Source organism: Streptomyces sp. NPDC048337, from assembly GCF_043201175.1.
Classification (GTDB): Bacteria; Actinomycetota; Actinomycetes; order Streptomycetales; family Streptomycetaceae; genus Streptomyces.
The window spans coordinates 42,061-59,425 of record NZ_JBICYR010000035.1 but is presented as its reverse complement, the minus strand read 5'-3'; the positions used below and the strand labels follow the sequence as shown (position 1 = coordinate 59,425).

The window sequence follows — 17,365 nt, the reverse complement described above, 5'->3', positions numbered from 1 at the left end:
GGTCGGCTTCCTGGGCTGGGCTCTCTACCTGAACGGCCAGCTGGGCTGACGACGTACGGAAGTCCCCCCGCCGGGGGGGGGGGGGGGCGCCCGGGGGGGGGGGGGGGCCCCCGGGGGGGGGGGGGGCGCCCCTCGCTTTTGCCCGGGAGCGCCGGGGCGGTACGGTCAACGGTCACGAGTGTGTGTCGAGAGCGGGGGAACGGCGTCGATGGCGATTGCCAAGGCCGAGCGGCTGATGAATCTGGCGCTGTGTCTGCTGGGGACCCGACGGCCGCTCAGCAAGCGCGAGTTGCGCGGTTCCATCGAGGCCTATCTGGAAGCCGGCAACGACGAGTCCTTCAACCGCATGTTCGAGCGGGACAAGGACGATCTGCGGGAACTCGGCCTGGTCATCGAGACGGTGGAGAACCTGGAGGGCGAGACCGGCTATCTGGCCCGCCGGGACAGCAACCGGCTGCCGCCCGTCTCCCTGGACGCCGAGGAGGCCGCGGCCCTGGGGCTGGCGGCCAAGGTCTGGCAGCAGGCGCGCCTCGCCGGAGCGGCCAGCGGCGCCCTGCAGAAGCTGCGCGCCGGCGGCATGCCGGAGGCGGAGGACCCCTACGAGGGCCAGCACAGTGCCATCGAGCCGCGCATCCCGGTCCACGAGGCGGCCTTCGAGCCGCTGATGCTGGCCTGCCGGGACCGGCGGCCGGTGGTGTTCGACTACCGCAAGTCCACGGCCGCCCGGCCGGAGACCCGGCAGGTGGAGCCCTGGGCGCTGGAGTGCTGGCGCGGCCACTGGTACCTGGCCGGCTTCGACCGCGACCGCGGGGCGGAGCGGGTGTTCCGGCTCTCCCGGATCACCGGCAAGGTCCGCTCGCGCGCCGCGAAGTACACCGCCGAGGTGCCGGACGTGGTGACCGTACGGGAGACCGTGGCGAGCTGGGCCGGGGAGAGCGCGGAGCGTTCCGCGCGGATCCGGCTGCGGGCCGGGGCGGGCTACCCGCTGCGGGCCAAGGCCACCGCCGTGCGCGAGGGCGCGGACGGCTGGGACGAGCTGGAGATCCCGTACGGGCACGGGCTGGACGCCTGGCTGGTGGAGTTCGGCCCGGACGTCGTGGTGGTGGAGCCCGCGGACCTGCGGGCGGACGTGATCGACCGGCTGCGCGCCGTCGCCGCGGGCTGACGGCCCCGCGAGGCGCCACGGGGCTCGGCGAGGGCCCCCGCGAGCGCGGACGGGATCCGCGACCGCACCATCCGAAAAGCACGCCCTGAAGGGGAGACGTACGAGCATGGCCGCCAACGCCATCGATCAGACGCGCCGGATGCTGTCCCTGGTGACGTACCTGCGCGAGCGCCCGGGCGCGCACGTCGCCGACGTCGCGCGGGCCTTCGGGATCACCGAGGACGAGCTGATCTCGGACCTCGACGTGCTCCCCATGTGCGGGACCAGCTTCCGGGGCGGGGACCTGCTCGACATCGACACCGACGGGGAGCGCATCTGGTGGCGCAATCCCGACGCCTCGGGGGAGTCCACCGCCGAGCCGCTGCGGCTGGCCGCCGACGAGGCGACCGCACTGCTGGTCGCCGCCCGCGCGGTGGCCACCCTGCCGGGGCTGCGCGAGGGCGACCGGGACGCGCTGCTGCGGGCCACCGCCAAGCTGGAGGCCGCGGCGGGCGAGGCCGCCGGTGCCAGCTCCCGCCTGTCGGTGACCTTCGAGTCCGAGGGCGGGGTCTTCGCCGACGTCGACCGGGCCATCGCCGAGCGGCGGCGCCTGTGGCTGCGCTACTACTCGCCCGCGCGGGACGAGCTCACCGAGCGCAAGGTCGATCCGATCCGGCTCTTCGCGGTGGGGCACACGTACATGGAGGGGTGGTGCCACCTCTCCGAGGCGCGCCGTACCTTCCGCCTGGACCGGGTGGCCGAGATCCGCCTGCTCGACGAGCGGGCAGAACCGCCCGCCATCGAGCCGCGCGACCTGTCCGAGGGCCTGGTCCAGCCGGCCGCCGAGGACCCGGAGGTCGTGGTCGAGGTGGGGCCCGGCGGGCGCTGGGTCGCCGAGTACTACCCGCACGACAGCGCCGAGGAGCTGGAGGACGGCGGGCTGCGGATCACGCTGCGCAGCCCGGACCCGGCCTCGCTGCGCCGGCTCGCGCTGCGGCTGGGCCGCGAGGGGCGGATCGTGGCTCCCGGAGAATTGGCGGAAAGTGCGCGGAGCGCCGCTCGAGAGGCACTCGCGGGGTATGGGGAAAAGGTCTAGAGAGAGCGGGGAGCGATGTCTCGACCATCTGGGCCCGGGCCGGTCAGTTTCAAGGCGTCCTGTCCCGACTGCCGCGCCCGCTTCGAGCTGGACGCGGGTGCCCTGAGACTGGCCATCGGGGGCAGCCGGCGGACCACCTTCTACTCCTTCACCTGTCCCGAGTGCGGCGCCGCCGTCCGCAAACCCGCCGGTGAACGGATCGTGGAACTGCTGACCGGCGGGGGCGTGAGCACCCTGCGCAGCGTGTGAGCGGGCCGGTGGCCTAGGCTCGTCCCATGCTGTGGCCGATGCTCGCAATTGCCCTGGGCTTCCTGGGGGTCGCCGTCCTCGCCGTGCTGGCCGTACGGGTCTTCGTGGAGGTCCGCAGACTTTCCGGCCAGGTCGCGCAGGCCGGCCGCCGGATCTCGGACGCCTCGGGAGAGCTGGAGCGGGCGGCCACCGACCTGGCCCGCGCGGGCCGCGGCCTGCGGCCTTAGCCGGGTACCGCGCAATCGGAGGTACCCCGGGGGATTGCCGGGCGTTTACCCCCGGGGGTTACGATCCTTGCCTGAGCGGTTACCGGATCTCTGTCCGAACCGCCCAGAACGACCACAACCAGCCTGCTCCGGTGAGAAGGAAGACACACATGATCGGCAATCTGAAGCCCCTCGAGATCCTTCTGATCATCGCTGTCATCGTGCTGCTCTTCGGCGCCAAGAAGCTTCCCGAGATGGCCCGTTCGCTCGGCAAGTCGGCCCGCATCCTCAAGAGCGAGGCCAAGGCCATGAAGAAGGACGGCGAGAACGAGGACGCGGCCGCCGCCCCGGTCGCCGACCAGGCTCCGCAGCAGCCCGTCGCCCCGCGCACCATCCAGGCCGCGCCCGGTGACGTCACCAGCTCCCGGCCCGTGAACGAGCCGAACCGCACCACCCAGGGCTGACACCAGCCCGACGCGCCAGTCATCTGCAACGAGACAAGGGACGTGGGTTGCTCAAGTCTGCCCGCAAGCAGGGGAAACAAGGACGACAGGCGAAGGACGCCGAAGGGCGGATGCCTCTCGTCGAGCACCTGCGTGAGCTGAGAAACCGTCTGCTGAAGTCGGTCCTGGCGATCATCGTGATCACCATCGTCGCGGCGTTCTTCTACCGGGAGATCATCAACTTCCTGCTGAAGCCGATGCTGGACTCCGTCGGCTGTACCGGCGGTGTGGTGACCCAGCGCAACGGCCGCCCCTGCGCCGACATGACCGTGAACGGCCTGATCTCGGCGTTCTCGATCTCCCTGAAGGTCTCGCTGATGGCCGGTGCCGTGCTGTCCGCGCCGGTGTGGCTCTACCAGCTGTGGGCGTTCGCCGCCCCCGGCCTGCACAACCACGAGAAGAAGTACGCGATGAGCTTCGTCGCGGTCGGCGCGCCGCTGTTCGGCGCCGGCGCGGTGCTCGCGTACAAGATCCTCCCGCAGACCGCGACGATCCTGCTGGAGTTCACGCCCGACAACGCGCGCAACCTGCTCCCGGTCGACGACTACCTCGACCTCGTCGCGCGCATGGTGGTCGTCTTCGGCCTGGCCTTCGAGCTGCCGCTGCTGCTGATCCTCCTCAACTTCACCGGGGTGCTCACCGCGAAGCGGCTGGCGAGCTGGTGGCGTGCCATGGTCCTCGGCATCACGATCTTCTCCGCGTTCGCGACGCCCACCGGTGACCCGCTCACCATGCTGTCGCTGGCCGCCCCGATCGTGGCGCTGTACTTCATCGCGCTCGGCATCTGCCTGATCAACGACCGCAGGCGCAAGCGCAACAACCCCGACGCGGACCTCGACGACGACGAGGCCGCCGAGCTGGACCTCACCCCGGCGCCGATCGGCGAGATGGAAGCGGTCTCCGCTCCCGCCGCGCTGCCCGGGCAGTCCGACGGCGGGCGTGATCGGATCAACGGTTACGACGACGCGACCTGACAGGTAGGTTCCGAGGCGTGAGCTCTGAGATCACGCTGTTCGTCAATCCCACCGCGGGACGCGGCCGGGGCGCGCACGCCGCGCAGCCGGCCGCTTCCGCGTTGCGGGCCGCGGGCTTCTCCGTGCGGACCGTCGTCGGTACGGACGGGCCAGACGCCCTGGCCCGGCTGAGGGAAGCCGTCCGTGAGGGCACCGGAGCGGTGATCGCGGTGGGCGGCGACGGCATGGTCTCGCTGGCCCTGCAGGCCCTGGCGGGGACGCCGGTGCCGCTCGGGGTGGTCGCGGCGGGCACCGGCAACGACTTCGCGCGGGCGCTGGGGCTGCCCGTACGGGAGCCCGGGCGGGCGGGGCGGCTGGCCGCCGGGGCCCTCAAGGAGGGGCGGATCCGGGAGATCGACCTGGGGCGCGCGGGCGGCAGCTGGTTCGGGACCGTGCTGTGCTCCGGCTTCGACTCGCGGGTCAACGACCGCGGCAACCGGATGCGGATCCCGGCCGGCCGGTTCAAGTACGACCTGGCCATGGTCGCGGAGCTGGCCGCCTTCCGGCCCTTCCCGTACCGGATCACCCTCGACGACGGCCCGGTGATCGAGACCGAGGCCACGCTGGTGGCGGTGGGCAACGGCTCCTCGTACGGCGGCGGCATGCGCATCTGCGCGGACGCCGTCCCCGACGACGGGCTCTTCGACGTCGTGGTCGTCGGCGACTGCAGCCGCGCCACCCTGCTCAAGGTCTTCCCGCGGGTCTACAAGGGCACCCACCTCGGCCATCCCGAGGTCACCGTGCACCGGGCCGCCAAGGTCACGCTGGAGGCGGCCGGGCTCACCGCCTACGCGGACGGCGAGCCCCTGGGGCCGCTGCCGGTGACCGCCGAGTGCGTGCCCGGGGCGGTCCGACTGCTCACTTAAATGATCGCGACTGTTGTCAGAGGCGGCGGGTAGGCTCGACAGCAAGATGACCGAGGAACTTTCTCCCGCCGAGCGGTACGCCGCTGCCCGGATCCGCGCCGCCGAAGAGGCCTCCGCCCTGGCCCCCTTCCGCGAGCTGTACGAATTCGATCTGGACCCGTACCAGATCGAGGCCTGCAAGGCACTGGAGGCCGGCAAGGGCGCGCTGGTCGCCGCCCCGACCGGCTCGGGCAAGACCATCGTCGGCGAGTTCGCCGTGCACCTGGCGCTCCAGCAGGGCCGCAAGTGCTTCTACACGACGCCGATCAAGGCCCTGTCGAACCAGAAGTACGCCGACCTCGTCAAGCGCTACGGCGCCGACAAGGTGGGCCTGCTGACCGGTGACAACAGCGTCAACGGCGAGGCGCCGGTGGTCGTGATGACCACCGAGGTGCTCCGCAACATGCTGTACGCGGGCTCCCAGTCGCTGCGCGGCCTCGGCTACGTCGTGATGGACGAGGTCCACTACCTCTCCGACCGGTTCCGCGGAGCCGTCTGGGAGGAAGTGATCATCCACCTCCCCGAGTCGGTGACCCTCGTGTCGCTGTCCGCCACCGTGTCCAACGCCGAGGAGTTCGGCGACTGGCTGGACACCGTGCGCGGCGACACCGAGGTGATCGTCTCCGAGGAGCGGCCCGTGCCGCTGTGGCAGCACGTCATGGCCGGGCGCCGGATCTTCGACCTCTTCGAGGAGGAGTCCGACCACGGAGGCCGCGGCTCCGCGCGCCGCGAGGTCAATCCGGACCTGCTGCGCATGGCCCGCGAGGAGAACAGCCGCACCTACAGTCCGAAGGACCGGCGGCGCGGCAAGATGGTCCGTGAGGCCGACCGCGAGCGCGAGCGGCGCTCCCGCGGCCGGATCTGGACCCCCTCCCGCCCCGAGGTCATCGCCCGCCTCGACAACGACGGGCTGCTGCCCGCGATCAACTTCATCTTCAGCCGGGCCGGCTGCGAGGCCGCCGTCCAGCAGTGCCTGTACGCGGGCCTGCGGCTCAACGACGAATCCGCCCGCCTCCGGGTTCGCGAGATCGTCGAGGCGCGGACCGCCTCCATCCCCACCGAGGACCTGCACGTCCTGGGCTACTACGAGTGGCTCGAAGGCCTGGAGCGGGGCATCGCCGCGCACCACGCGGGCATGCTGCCCACCTTCAAGGAGGTCGTCGAGGAGCTGTTCGTACGCGGCCTGGTGAAGGCCGTCTTCGCCACCGAGACCCTGGCGCTGGGCATCAACATGCCCGCGCGCACGGTGATCCTGGAGAAGCTGGTCAAGTGGAACGGCGAGCAGCACGCCGACATCACCCCCGGCGAGTACACGCAGCTGACCGGCCGGGCCGGGCGGCGCGGCATCGACGTCGAGGGCCACGCCGTGGTGCTGTGGCAGCGGGGCATGGACCCGGTGGGCCTGGCGGGGCTCGCGGGTACCCGTACGTATCCGCTGCGCTCCAGCTTCAAGCCCTCGTACAACATGGCCGTGAACCTGGTCAGCCAGTTCGGGCGGCACCGCTCGCGCGAGCTGCTGGAGACCTCCTTCGCGCAGTTCCAGGCCGACCGCTCGGTCGTCGGGATCTCCCGGCAGGTGCAGCGCAACGAGGAGGGCCTGGAGGGATACCGGGAGGGCATGACCTGCCACCTGGGCAACTTCGAGGAGTACGCGCAACTGCGGCGCGACCTCAAGGACCGTGAGACGGAGCTGGCCAAGCAGGGCGCGGCCCAGCGGCGGGCGCAGGCGGCCGGCTCGCTGGAGAAGCTCAAGCCGGGCGACATCATCCACGTGCCGACGGGCAAGTTCGCCGGGCTCGCACTGGTCCTCGACCCTGGCGTGCCGGCCGGGCGGGTCCACGGGCACCGCGGGTACGAGTACGCGGAGGGCCCGCGTCCGCTGGTGCTCACCGCCGAGCGGCAGGTCAAGCGGCTCGCCGCGATCGACTTCCCGGTCCCGGTGGAGGCGCTCGACCGGATGCGGATCCCCAAGACCTTCAACGCCCGTTCCCCGCAGTCGCGTCGGGACCTGGCCTCGCAGCTGCGGAGCAAGGCCGGTCACATCACGCCGGAGCGGCGGATGCGCGGCGGCCGGGCCGCGGCGGCCGACGACCGCGAGATCGCCCGGCTGCGGGCCGAGCTGCGGGCGCACCCCTGCCACGGGTGCGACGAGCGCGAGGACCACGCGCGCTGGGCGGAGCGCTACCACCGGCTCAAGCGGGACACCGTGCAGCTGGAGCGGCGGATCGAGGGCCGGACGAACACCATCGCCCGCACCTTCGACCGGATCCACGCGCTGCTGACCGAGCTGGACTACCTGCGCGAGGACGAGGTCACCGTGCACGGCAGGCGGCTCGCCCGGCTGTACGGGGAGCTGGACCTGCTGGCCTCCGAGTGCCTGCGCGCCCGGATCTGGGAGGGCCTGAGCCCGGCCGAACTGGCCGCCTGCGTCTCGGCGTTGGTCTTCGAGGCCCGGCAGTCGGACGACGCGGTCGCGCCGAAGGTGCCGGGCGGCGCGGCGAAGGCGGCGCTGGGCGAGATGGTGCACATCTGGGGCCGGCTCGACGCGCTGGAGGAAGAGCACGGCATCAACCAGGCCGAGGGCGTGGGCCAGCGCGAGCCGGACCTCGGCTTCGCGTGGGCGGCGTACCAGTGGGCCTCGGAGAAGAGCCTCGACGAGGTGCTGCGCGAGGCGGAGATGCCGGCGGGTGACTTCGTACGCTGGTGCAAGCAGGTCATCGACGTGCTCGGGCAGATCGCGGCCGCGGCTCCCTCGGCCACCGGCGACAGCGGGAGCACGGTGGCCCGCAATGCCCGCAAGGCCGTTGACGCGCTGTTGCGGGGTGTAGTGGCCTACAGCTCCGTCGGATAGGCGCTTTTGGGGCTTCCTCCGAAAGGGGGGTTGGCCTGATCTCATCTCTTGCCATGATCAGATCGGCGTGCTGTGTGCGACGATTCGGGCCATGAGTGGGGGACCAGACGAAGGGCCGAGACGGGTCGGTCGGCCGCGCGCCGACCGGCTGAGACCGGAGAGCGGTCGGCCGCCGCGGGAGGAACTCCTCTACGCGGCGGCCGAGCTTTTCACCGTGAAGGGATACGCGGCGACGACCACGCGCGCCGTCGCCGAACGGGCCGGAATGCGCCAGGCCACGATGTATCACTATTTCGACGGCAAGGAGGAACTCCTCGCCGAACTGCTGGAGTCCACGGTCGCACCCTCGCTGGTGCTGGCCCGGGAGCTGCTTACCGACACCGGACGGCCCGCCGCGCGGCGGCTGTGGGAGCTGTGCCGCTCCGACGTCCTGCTGCTGTGCGGGGGTCCGTACAACCTGGGGGCGCTCTACCTGCTGCCCGAGGTGGGCGGCTCGCGGTTCACGCAGTTCCGGCGGATGCGGAGCGAACTCAAGGACGCCTACCGGATGTTGCTGGGGGGGACCGTTCTGGGAGCCGAACTGGCCGAGGACAAGGCCGGGTTGGAGCTCCGCAACGACCTGCTCTTCGGGCTGATCGAGGGGGTCATGCTCATCCACCGCGCCGATCCGGCGCGCCCGGTGGCCGCCTTCGCGGAGGCCACCGCCGACGCGGCGCTGCGGGTCGCGGGAGTCCCGGCCTGCTGACCGGCCGTGCCTACCGATCGCCGGTGCCGGCCTCCCAGGCGGCGCGGTCGTCCCAGGCCCGGAGGGTGCGCCCGCTCTCGAAGCGGTGCGAGGCCCCGGTGACCGGGTCGGTGAACTCCAGTACCCGGGCCAGGAGTTGCAGCGGCCGCCGGTAGTCGTCCGGGGCGGGGTCGGTGACCCGCGGGTACACCGGATCGCCGAGGATGGGCAGGCCCAGGCTGTTCATGTGCACCCGCAGCTGGTGGGTGCGGCCCGTGTGCGGGGTCAGCCGGTAGCGGCCCAGGCCGCCCCGGGTGTCGGTGAGTTCGACGAGGGTCTCGGCATTGGATTCGCCGCCCGGGACCTCGGTGGCCGCGATGACCCCGCGGGTCTTCTCGATCCGGCTGCGGACCGTACGCGGAAAGGCCAGCTCCGGATCGTGCGGCGCGAGCGCCTCGTACTCCTTGCGCACCCGGCGGCCCTGGAAGAGGAGCTGGTACGCCCCGCGGTCCTCGGGCCGGATGCTGAACATCACCAGTCCAGCCGTCAGCCGGTCCAGCCGGTGCGCCGGGCTGAGGGCGGGCAGGTCCAGCTCCGCGCGGAGCCGGGCCAGCACGGTCTGGGTGACGTGGCTGCCGCGCGGGGTGGTCGCCAGGAAGTGCGGCTTGTCCACGACCAGCAGGTGCGGGTCGCGGTACACGACGCGGGGCGCGAAGGGCACCGGCGGCTCCTCGGGGAGATCGCGGTGGAACCACAGGTAGGCGCCCGGCTCGTACGGGTCGTGCGCGCTCAGGACCCGCCCGCCCGGGCCGAGCACCCGCCCGGCGTCGAGCAGGCGGGCGATGGGCTCGGCGCCCGCTCCGCCCGCGTAGTGCGCGCGGAGGTAGTCGCCGAGATCCGGCCAGCTTCCCTCCGGGTCGGGTGGCAGGCGCAACCGGACCGGGTCGATGCCGGCGCGCTGGGGGAGGGGCGAGGGGGGTGGCTGGGCTCTGCGTCTCATCGGGGACAGGCTATGCGGCTACTGCTCGGTGAAGGTGCCCAGGTGGTTCGCGTCCAGGTACTCGACGCGGACCGTGCCGTCGGAGAAGGTCACGCCGGTGCGGCCGGCCGCCATCTCGCCGGTGGTCTCGAAGCTGAAGGTGTCGCCGTCGTAGTGGGTGAGCGGGAAGAGCATCGGCTTGGGGCCGAGGGCGAGGGTCAGCGCGCCCTTGTCGTCGGCCGTCACGGTCGCCTTGCCGTAGTACGGGTTGTCGTAGGTGCCGGTGTAGGCGGCGCTGTCCTTGGCGGGCTTTGCGGAGGCGGGCGGGTGGGCGTAGTCGGTGGGAGACCGGGCCTCGTCGACCTCCTTCGCGTAGACGGACGCCAGCAGGGGCAGCCAGTCGGTCGTGGCCTTGCCGTGCTGGGCGACGTCGAAGAAATCGAGGGCGACGGCGTCGGCCAGGCCGACGGGGGCGCCGTTGGTGAGGACGACGATGCCGAGCTTTTCGAGGGGGAGCATCGTGACGTTGGCGTTGGTGCCGAGTTCGAAGGCGCCGGAGTGGCTCAGGCGCAGTCGGCCGGAGTCGTCGTAGGACACGTTCCAGCCGAGGCCGTAGAAGCCGGCGCGGCCGGTGGGGGAGGTGGGCGGCTGCGAGACGATCTCGGGAACGTGCGTGCGGGCGAGCGTGGCGGCGGGGATGATCCGCTTGCCGTCGAGGGTGCCGTCGGCCAGCTGGAGCCGCAGCCAGCGGGACATGTCGCGGGCGGTGGAGCTGACGCCGCCGGCCGGGGCCTGGGCGTCGGGGTCGCGGACGTAGCGGGGGCTCCAGGTGCCGTCGGGGTTCTTCACGTGGGTGGCGGCATGGTCGGGGGAATTCACGAAGGCGGAGAACTCGGTGCTGGTGTGCGTCATGCCGGCGGGCTTGAAGAGGGTGTCCTCGCTCAGCTTCTGCCAGGTGGTGCCCTTGGCACGGGCGACGGCCTCGGCGGCGGCAGTGAGGCCGGAGTTGGTGTAGGCGTAGCTCGCGCGGAAGGGGGTGAGGGGCTCCAGGCGCAGGTGGTCGAAGATGTACGACTGGTCGTAGCCGAGGTCTTCGAGGAGGTCGCCGGCGTGGTCGGGCAGGCCGCTGCGGTGGGAGAACAGGTCGGCAGTCGTGACGTGGTCGGTGACCCAGGGGTCCTTGAAGGCGAAGCCGGGGAGGGTGACGTGACGGTCCCACTCGTCGGGGGTGGTGAAGGCGCCGGCGATGACGGTGGAGGAGACGGGCTTGGAGACGGAGGCGATCTGGAAGACGGTGTCGGGGCCGACCTTGGCGGGCTCGCCGGTGCGGCGGATGCCGAAGCCCTTGAGGTGGACGACCTCGTCGTCGTGGACGACGGCCACGGAGAGGCCGGGGACGCCGGTGCGGCGCATCAGGTCGGTGATGGTCTGGTCGAGGCGGGCCACGGCCTTGTCGACCTGGGCGTCGGTGAGGGTGGGCTTCGGGGCGGGGGGCGGGCTGGGGGCGGCCGTGGCCACCCCTGCCGTTCCGGCCAGCAGCAGCGCGGTGCCGGCCGCTCCGAGTGCGCGGAGCGTACGCATGCCGCCATTGTCCCGCCGACCGGCCCCCACCGCCCGCCGGCCCCGGGGCTCCGCCCCAGCCCCCGCGGGGCCGGATTCGGGTACCGCGCCTGCAGCGCCGGCGGGGCTGGAGGTGGGTGCGGCCGGGTGGGTCGGTGCGGCGCCGTTGCGGGGGCTCTGCCCCCGAGCCCCCGCTCCTCAAGCGCCGGAGGGGCTGGATGGTGGTTCGGCCGGGTAGGCTCGCGCGGCTCAAGGATCGGGGCTCTGCCCCGCGCCCCGCTCCTCAAGCGCCGGAGGGGCTGGATTTCGGCTGGTGCCGTCCGCCAGTTGCGGCTGGATTGCCCGTAGGGCAATTTCAGCCTCGCCGGCGTTTGAGGCGCCGCCGGAGGCAAACCAGCCTCGCCGGCGTTTGAGGCGCGGGGGGTCGGGGCGGAGCCCCCCCCGCAGCGGCGCCGCGCCTGCGGGCCGGACCCCGGCGGCGGCGCCGCATGAGCGGGGCGGGGCAGGTGCGGCGGAGCCGTTAGGCGGCGGCGGGGTGCTCCTGCTCGGCCTCCACGGCGGCGTTCCAGTCGCGCTTGATCGCCCGCCAGCCCTCGTCCGTCTCGCCCAGCCGCCAGTAGCCCGAGATCGACAGCCGCTCGCGTGCCACCCCCCGCTCCAGCCGCAGGTGCCGCCGCAGCTCGCGGACGAAGCCCGCCTCGCCGTGGACGAAGGCGTGGACGTCCTTGGACGGGAACTCCAGGGCCTTGACCGCCTCCACCAGCGCCTCGCCGATCGGGCGGTCGCCGCGGTGGAGCCAGAGCGGGACGACCCCGTCCGGGGTGGCGATCTTCTGCTCGGCCTCGGGGCCCTCGACCTCGATGAGGGCGTGCACCCGCGCCCCCACCGGCATCCGTTCCATCGCCGCCGCGATCGCCGGCAGCGCGCTCTCGTCGCCCACCAGCAGGTGCCAGCCGGCCGCCGGGTCCGGGGCGTAGGCGCCGCCCGGGCCGAGGAACCGTACGAGCTCGCCCGGCTGCACCCGCGCGGCCCAGGGGCCGGCCAGGCCCTCGTCGCCGTGGACGACGAAGTCGAGGGTCAGCTCCAGGTGCACCGGGTCCCAGCCCCGCACGGTGTACGCGCGCTGGCGCGGCCACTGCGCCCGGGGGTACTCGGCGCGGATCCGCTCCAGGTCCCACGGCGTGGGGTAGGCGACGCCCTGCGGGGGGAAGAGGATCTTGACGTAGTGGTCGGTGAACTCGCCCGCGCCGAATCCGGCCAGCCCGTCACCGCCCAGCACGATGCGCACCATGTGCGGCGTGAGCCGCTCGGTGCGAACGACGACGGCTGTGCCGACGGTGCGGGCGCGTCCTTCTGCCACGGTGTCTCCCCTGACTCCCCAGAAACTTAGCCTTACCTAAGTTAGCACCTCAGGGGCGAAGTGCACTGCTGAGACGGGAGACTGCTCCCCCCAGACCCCACCGATGGGCTAGCGCGTCGACCAGTTCCGGCTGCGCCGGTGCCTTCGGCAGCGCCGGATCGAAGGCCGGAAGCGGGACGTCCGAGGCCACCCGGACCACCTTCGGGGCCACCGCCAGATATGGCCGGGACTCGTCCAGGCGCCTGCGCTGGGTGGGGGTCAGCTTCGACTTCGGGTCGTCGACCGCCGCGATGATCCCGGCCAGGCTGCCGTAGGCGTCGAGGAGCTTCGCCGCCGTCTTCTCGCCGATGCCGGGAACGCCCGGCAGCCCGTCGCTCGGGTCCCCGCGCAGCAGCGCGAGGTCCGCGTAGCCGGGGCCGTCCACCCCGTACTTCTCGCGCAGCCAGGCCTCGTCCGTCACCTGGAGGGTGCCGACGCCCTTGAGGGGGTACAGGACCCGGCGCTGCCGGGCGTCGTCGACCAGCTGGTAGAGGTCCCGGTCGCCCGTGACGATGTCCACCGGGCCTCGAGCGCGGGCCGTTAGCGTTCCGATCACGTCGTCGGCCTCGTAGCCGGCGACCCCGACGCGGGCGATGCCGAAGGCGTCCAGCGCCGCCTCGATGATCGGCACCTGCGGGGCGAGCGTGTCGGGGATCTCCTCCGCGTCCGGGCCGGTCTCCGTCTCCTGCGCGACCCGGTGGGCCTTGTAGGAGGGGATCAGTTCCACCCGCCAGTGCGGCCGCCAGTCGGCGTCCATGCAGGCCACCAGATCGTCGGGGCGGTGGTCCTGGACCAGCCGGCCGATGAAGTCGAGCAGTCCGCGCACGGCGTTGACGGGGGTGCCGTCGGGGGCCTTCACGGAGTCCGGCACACCGAAGTAGGCGCGGAAGTAGAGGGAGGCGGTATCCAGGAGCATCAGGCGTCGTGTCGTCACGCAGACGATGATGCCGCAACCCCGCTCGGCGGCCACGGACAGTGAGTGCGCCTGTACGGGAACACCCGTGCACGCGAAACATGGGGCCGTTGCTGCGTAAGGTGCTTACAGCACACCGATGTGCGACGGACAAGGGGAGGGCAGCCCCGAAATGAACGACAGGGACAAGGACAAAGACAAGGACGGCAAGGAACCGCTTCGGGTGGGCGTGGCCGTGCGCAAGCGGCGCCGCGCGCTCCATCTGACCCTTGCCGCCGTATCGGCGCGCAGCGGTCTGTCGGTCCCCTTCCTCAGCCAGATAGAGAACGAGCGGGCCCGGCCCAGCATGCGCTCCCTCGAACGGGTCGCCGACGCGCTGGAGACCACGGCCGTCGAGCTGCTGGCCGCGTCCGACACCGCGCGCACGGTGGACCTCGTACGGGCCGGCGACGAATCCGGGCTCACCCCGGTCCCCGGCGTACGGCCCCTGGTCCGGGGGCACCACCAGCTGCACGCGCTCGAGTTCACCGGGGACCAGGACGCCGGGCGGGAGTACCAGCACCGCAACGACGAGCTGATGTACGTGGTCGCGGGCGCCTGCCAGGTGGAGGCGGAGGGGCGGGCGTACCGGCTGGAGAGCGGGGACGCGCTGTTCCTGTCGGGCGGCGTACGCCACCGCTGGCGGGCCGTCACCGAGGACACCCGGATCCTGGTGGTCGCGGTGGGCGACCACATCCACGCGACGTCCGAGCCGCCGTCGCCGGGCCCGACCGGCCACTGAACGGCATGCGGCGGATCGTCTCGCTGGTGCCGTCGCTGACCGAGGCGGTGGCGGTGAGCGCGCCCGGCCTCCTGGTCGGGGTCACGGACTGGTGCACGCACCCGGCGGATCTCGGGGACGCGGCGCGGATCGGGGGGACGAAGAACCCCGATGTGCGCGGGATCGCGGAGCTGCGCCCGGATCTGGTGATCGCCAACGAGGAGGAGAACCGGGCCCCCGACCTCGCGGCGCTGCGGGCGGCCGGGATCGAGGTGCTGCTCACCGAGATCCGCGACCTGCCGCAGGCGCTGCGCGAGCTGGACCGGGTACTGGTGGGGGCGCTGGGACTGAAGCGGCCCGGGTGGCTGGCGGACGCGGAGGCCGCGTGGGCCCGGGTGGAGCCGGTGGAGCCGGCCGGTGAGCTGCGGGCCTTCGTACCGGTGTGGCGGCGGCCGTGGATGGTGCTCGGCCGGGACACCTTCGCCGGGGACCTGCTGGCCCGGCTGGGGGTGCGCAACGTGTACGCGGGCCACGCGGAGCGCTACCCGAGGATCCCGGTGGAGGAGCTGGCCGCCGCCGGCTGCGATCTGGTGGTGCTCCCGGACGAGCCCTACCGGTTCACGGCCGAGGACGGTCCGGAGGCCTTCCCCGGCCTGCCCGCCGCGCTGGTCAGCGGGCGGCACCTGACCTGGTACGGGCCCTCGCTCGCCGAAGCCCCGGCCGTACTGGCCGGGGCGCTGCGCCGGGCGCGTTAGCGGGGCAGCAGCTTGCCGGTGAACAGGCCGCGCAGGGTGTGGGCGGCGGCCGCCAGCCAGGCGGTCAGCAGGGCGATGAACAGGGCCGAGGCGAGCCAGGCGAAGGCGGTCAGGCCGGTGTGGCGGGCCAGTCCGGCGGCGCCGGTGACGCAGGTGCCGACGGGGAAGGTCAGCGCCCACCAGGTCATCGCGAAGCCCATGCCGTTACGGGCGGCCCGGACCAGCATCGACGCGGCGAGGGCCAGCCACAGCAGGGCGAAGCCCATCACGGGGACCCCGTAGACGACCGCGAAGGCGCCGAGCGCTCCGGCGTAGGGGGCGCCGATGGACTGGGGGGCCATGTCGGCGAGCTGGTTGACGGCGGTGGTGGACTGGCCGAGGGGGCCGAGGACCAGGAAGAGGGTGGGGGTGAGGGCCAGGGGGAGCGGGCCGCCCACGATGAGCCGGCCGAAGACCAGGGGGAGCATCAGCAGCGTGGCGAGCAGGCTGATGCCGAACATGGCGTAGCAGGCGAGCAGCATGGCCTCGCGGGGCTGGCCGGCGGGGAGGTGGGGGATCAGGAGGGGGCCGAGCGCGGCGGAGACCATGGGGGCGACGAGGGGGAGCAGCCAGACGGGGGTGGCCTGGCGGGGCTCGACCTTGTGCCGGACCACCATCAGGTAGGGCACGGCGACGGCCATGACCAGGCCGATCACGGTGCCGGCGGTGAAGAGCACGGCGTCCGCGGCGACGGCGGCGCCGGTTCCGATGAGGTCCTTGCCGACGATGAGGGTGCCGCCGCCCACGGCCAGCAGGGCCATCGCCAGACAGCCGTAGAAGGGGGCGACGGCGGGGTCGAGGAGGTGGGCCCGGGCCTGGTCGCGGTGGTGGAGCCAGTGGCCGGCGCGGGCGCTGAGGAGGGTCGCGAGGGCGATGGCGGACAGCGCCCAGACGATCTGGCCGGCCACGCGCTGGCCGGGGAGCTGGTAGGGGAGGGTGGCGCCGGCGTTGGCGATGATCGCGGTGCCCATGACTGAGGCGTACCAGTTGGGGCCCAGGTGGCGGAGGGTGGGGAAGGGCTTGTCGGCCTTGCCGGCCTTGTCGGCCTTGTCGGCCTTGTGGTGGGCGTTGTCGGCCTTGTGGGCCTGGGGGGTCCGCTGGGTGGGACGGGGGCGTACGACGGTGGTGGCCATGGGTCCAGAGTCCCGTGGGGGCGGGGCGGGTGGCAGAGGTCATCTTCCTATGAGGCCATAAACTGGTTTTATGGGTAATGAGGAGTGGGTTCCGCTGGCGCACCGCGTGCCGGATCTGGGCGCGCTGGAACTGCTGCTCGCGGTCGCGCGCGTCGGCAGTCTGAGCGGGGCGGCCCGGAGGCTGGGGATCACCCAGCCGGCGGCGAGCAGCCGGATCCGGGCGATGGAGACGCGGCTGGGGGTGGCCCTGGTGGACCGCTCGCCGCGGGGGTCGACGCTGACGGCGGAAGGTGCGCTGGTCACCGACTGGGCGCGGCGGGTGGTGGAGGCGGCCGAGGCCTTCGACGCGGGTGCGCAGGCGCTGCGGGGGCGGCGGGACTCGCGGCTGCGGGTGGCCGCCAGCATGACCATCGCGGAGTACCTGCTGCCGGGCTGGCTGATCGCCCTGCGCGGGCAGCGGCCGGACACGGCGGTGTCCCTGCACGCCGGGAACTCCTCGGCGGTCGCGGAACGGGTGCTCGCGCACGAGGCGGACCTCGGCTTCGTGGAGGGGCTGACCGTGCCGGACGGGCTGGACTCGGCGGTGATCGCGCAGGACCGGCTCGTGGTGGCGGTGGCGCCGGGCCATCCGTGGGCGCGGCGGTCGCGGGGGGTGGAGGCGGCGGAGCTGGCTTCGGCGCCGCTGATACTGCGGGAGCGGGGGTCGGGGACGCGGCAGGTGCTGGACGCTGCGCTGGCCGGGTGCGGGGGGTTGGCGGCGCCGCTGTTGGAGCTGGCGTCGACCACCGCGGTGAAGGCGGCGGCGTTGAGTGGGGCGGGGCCGTGCGTGCTGTCGGAACTGGCGGTGGTTGACGAGCTGGCGGCGCGGCGGCTGGTGGAGGTGCCGGTCGCCGGTGCGGAGCTGGGGCGGGCCCTGCGGGCGGTCTGGCCCACGGGGGCCCGCCCGGCGGGGCCGGCCCGGGACCTGCTGTCGCTGACGCGGGGGCAGGGGTAGCTGCCCTGCCGGCTCCCTGGCGGGGGTTGCGCGGGGGTGGGGGGCGGGGGCCCCGGGGGGGGGGGGGGGCCGGGCTTCCTGCGGGTCGTGGGTGACGAGGAGGGCCGTGGGTCGGGTGGCGCGCAGGGCGGCCCGGACAACT

Annotated in this window: 17 protein-coding genes; 12 read left to right on the top strand and 5 right to left on the bottom strand. The window is 73.0% G+C overall.

Annotated elements, in window-relative coordinates; translation table 11 throughout:
• Window positions 1–208 precede the first annotated feature (208 nt).
• From ACGFYU_RS35170 to ACGFYU_RS35130, 9 genes are all read left to right on the top strand, one after another.
• Window positions 209–1,165 (top strand): helix-turn-helix transcriptional regulator, encoded by a 957-nt coding sequence (locus ACGFYU_RS35170; RefSeq protein WP_393831369.1) that lies wholly within the window; start codon window positions 209–211, stop codon window positions 1,163–1,165.
• A 106-nt stretch (window positions 1,166–1,271) separates the two neighbouring features.
• Entirely contained in the window at window positions 1,272–2,240 is a 969-nt protein-coding gene (locus ACGFYU_RS35165) for a helix-turn-helix transcriptional regulator (protein ID WP_393831368.1), read from the top strand.
• 15 nt (window positions 2,241–2,255) lie between these two features.
• Complete coding sequence (locus ACGFYU_RS35160; RefSeq protein WP_393831367.1) at window positions 2,256–2,489, top strand: hypothetical protein; 234 nt, start codon at window positions 2,256–2,258, stop codon at window positions 2,487–2,489.
• Between the two features lie 26 nt (window positions 2,490–2,515).
• Window positions 2,516–2,716: a hypothetical protein gene (locus ACGFYU_RS35155; protein WP_393831366.1), complete on the top strand. Its 201-nt coding sequence runs from the start codon at window positions 2,516–2,518 to the stop codon at window positions 2,714–2,716.
• A gap of 149 nt (window positions 2,717–2,865) precedes the next feature.
• Window positions 2,866–3,159, top strand: coding sequence for a Sec-independent protein translocase subunit TatA (gene tatA / locus ACGFYU_RS35150; protein WP_393831365.1), 294 nt, complete (start codon window positions 2,866–2,868; stop codon window positions 3,157–3,159).
• A 47-nt stretch (window positions 3,160–3,206) separates the two neighbouring features.
• On the top strand, window positions 3,207–4,172 hold the full coding sequence (gene tatC, locus ACGFYU_RS35145; protein ID WP_393831364.1) for a twin-arginine translocase subunit TatC: 966 nt from the start codon (window positions 3,207–3,209) through the stop codon (window positions 4,170–4,172).
• Between the two features lie 17 nt (window positions 4,173–4,189).
• A complete protein-coding gene (locus ACGFYU_RS35140; RefSeq protein ID WP_393831363.1) occupies window positions 4,190–5,077 on the top strand; it encodes a diacylglycerol kinase in 888 nt (295 codons plus the stop codon).
• A gap of 46 nt (window positions 5,078–5,123) precedes the next feature.
• Window positions 5,124–7,967: a DEAD/DEAH box helicase gene (locus tag ACGFYU_RS35135; RefSeq protein WP_393831362.1), complete on the top strand. Its 2,844-nt coding sequence runs from the start codon at window positions 5,124–5,126 to the stop codon at window positions 7,965–7,967.
• Between the two features lie 91 nt (window positions 7,968–8,058).
• Window positions 8,059–8,712 (top strand): helix-turn-helix domain-containing protein, encoded by a 654-nt coding sequence (locus tag ACGFYU_RS35130; protein WP_393831361.1) that lies wholly within the window; start codon window positions 8,059–8,061, stop codon window positions 8,710–8,712.
• Window positions 8,713–8,722: 10 nt separating this feature from the next.
• Here ACGFYU_RS35130 and ACGFYU_RS35125 read toward each other — a convergent pair whose 3' ends face one another.
• From ACGFYU_RS35125 to ACGFYU_RS35110, 4 genes are all read right to left on the bottom strand, one after another.
• A complete protein-coding gene (locus ACGFYU_RS35125) occupies window positions 8,723–9,691 on the bottom strand; it encodes a pseudouridine synthase (protein ID WP_393831360.1) in 969 nt (322 codons plus the stop codon).
• A gap of 18 nt (window positions 9,692–9,709) precedes the next feature.
• Complete coding sequence (locus ACGFYU_RS35120) at window positions 9,710–11,251, bottom strand: serine hydrolase (RefSeq protein WP_393831359.1); 1,542 nt, start codon at window positions 11,249–11,251, stop codon at window positions 9,710–9,712.
• Window positions 11,252–11,750: 499 nt separating this feature from the next.
• A complete protein-coding gene (locus tag ACGFYU_RS35115; RefSeq protein WP_393831358.1) occupies window positions 11,751–12,590 on the bottom strand; it encodes a siderophore-interacting protein in 840 nt (279 codons plus the stop codon).
• A 49-nt stretch (window positions 12,591–12,639) separates the two neighbouring features.
• Window positions 12,640–13,545 carry a 5'-3' exonuclease H3TH domain-containing protein gene (locus tag ACGFYU_RS35110; protein WP_393831374.1) on the bottom strand — a complete coding sequence of 302 codons (906 nt, stop codon included), beginning with the start codon at window positions 13,543–13,545 and terminating at the stop codon, window positions 12,640–12,642.
• A gap of 169 nt (window positions 13,546–13,714) precedes the next feature.
• On the opposite strand from ACGFYU_RS35110, the gene ACGFYU_RS35105 reads away from it, so the two are divergent.
• The gene (locus tag ACGFYU_RS35105) at window positions 13,715–14,323 is read left to right on the top strand and encodes a helix-turn-helix domain-containing protein (protein ID WP_393831357.1); all 609 of its coding nucleotides are present in this window, start codon (window positions 13,715–13,717) and stop codon (window positions 14,321–14,323) included.
• Between the two features lie 5 nt (window positions 14,324–14,328).
• Window positions 14,329–15,057 (top strand): helical backbone metal receptor, encoded by a 729-nt coding sequence (locus ACGFYU_RS35100; protein WP_393831356.1) that lies wholly within the window; start codon window positions 14,329–14,331, stop codon window positions 15,055–15,057.
• Here the strand turns inward: ACGFYU_RS35100 and ACGFYU_RS35095 are convergent.
• Entirely contained in the window at window positions 15,054–16,067 is a 1,014-nt protein-coding gene (locus ACGFYU_RS35095; protein ID WP_393831373.1) for a TDT family transporter, read from the bottom strand. The two genes, ACGFYU_RS35100 and ACGFYU_RS35095, sit on opposite strands and share 4 nt — an antisense overlap.
• Before the next feature lie 232 nt (window positions 16,068–16,299).
• Between ACGFYU_RS35095 and ACGFYU_RS35090 the strand changes: the two genes are divergently transcribed.
• Window positions 16,300–17,223 (top strand): LysR family transcriptional regulator, encoded by a 924-nt coding sequence (locus ACGFYU_RS35090; RefSeq protein ID WP_393831355.1) that lies wholly within the window; start codon window positions 16,300–16,302, stop codon window positions 17,221–17,223.
• Window positions 17,224–17,365 lie beyond the last annotated feature (142 nt).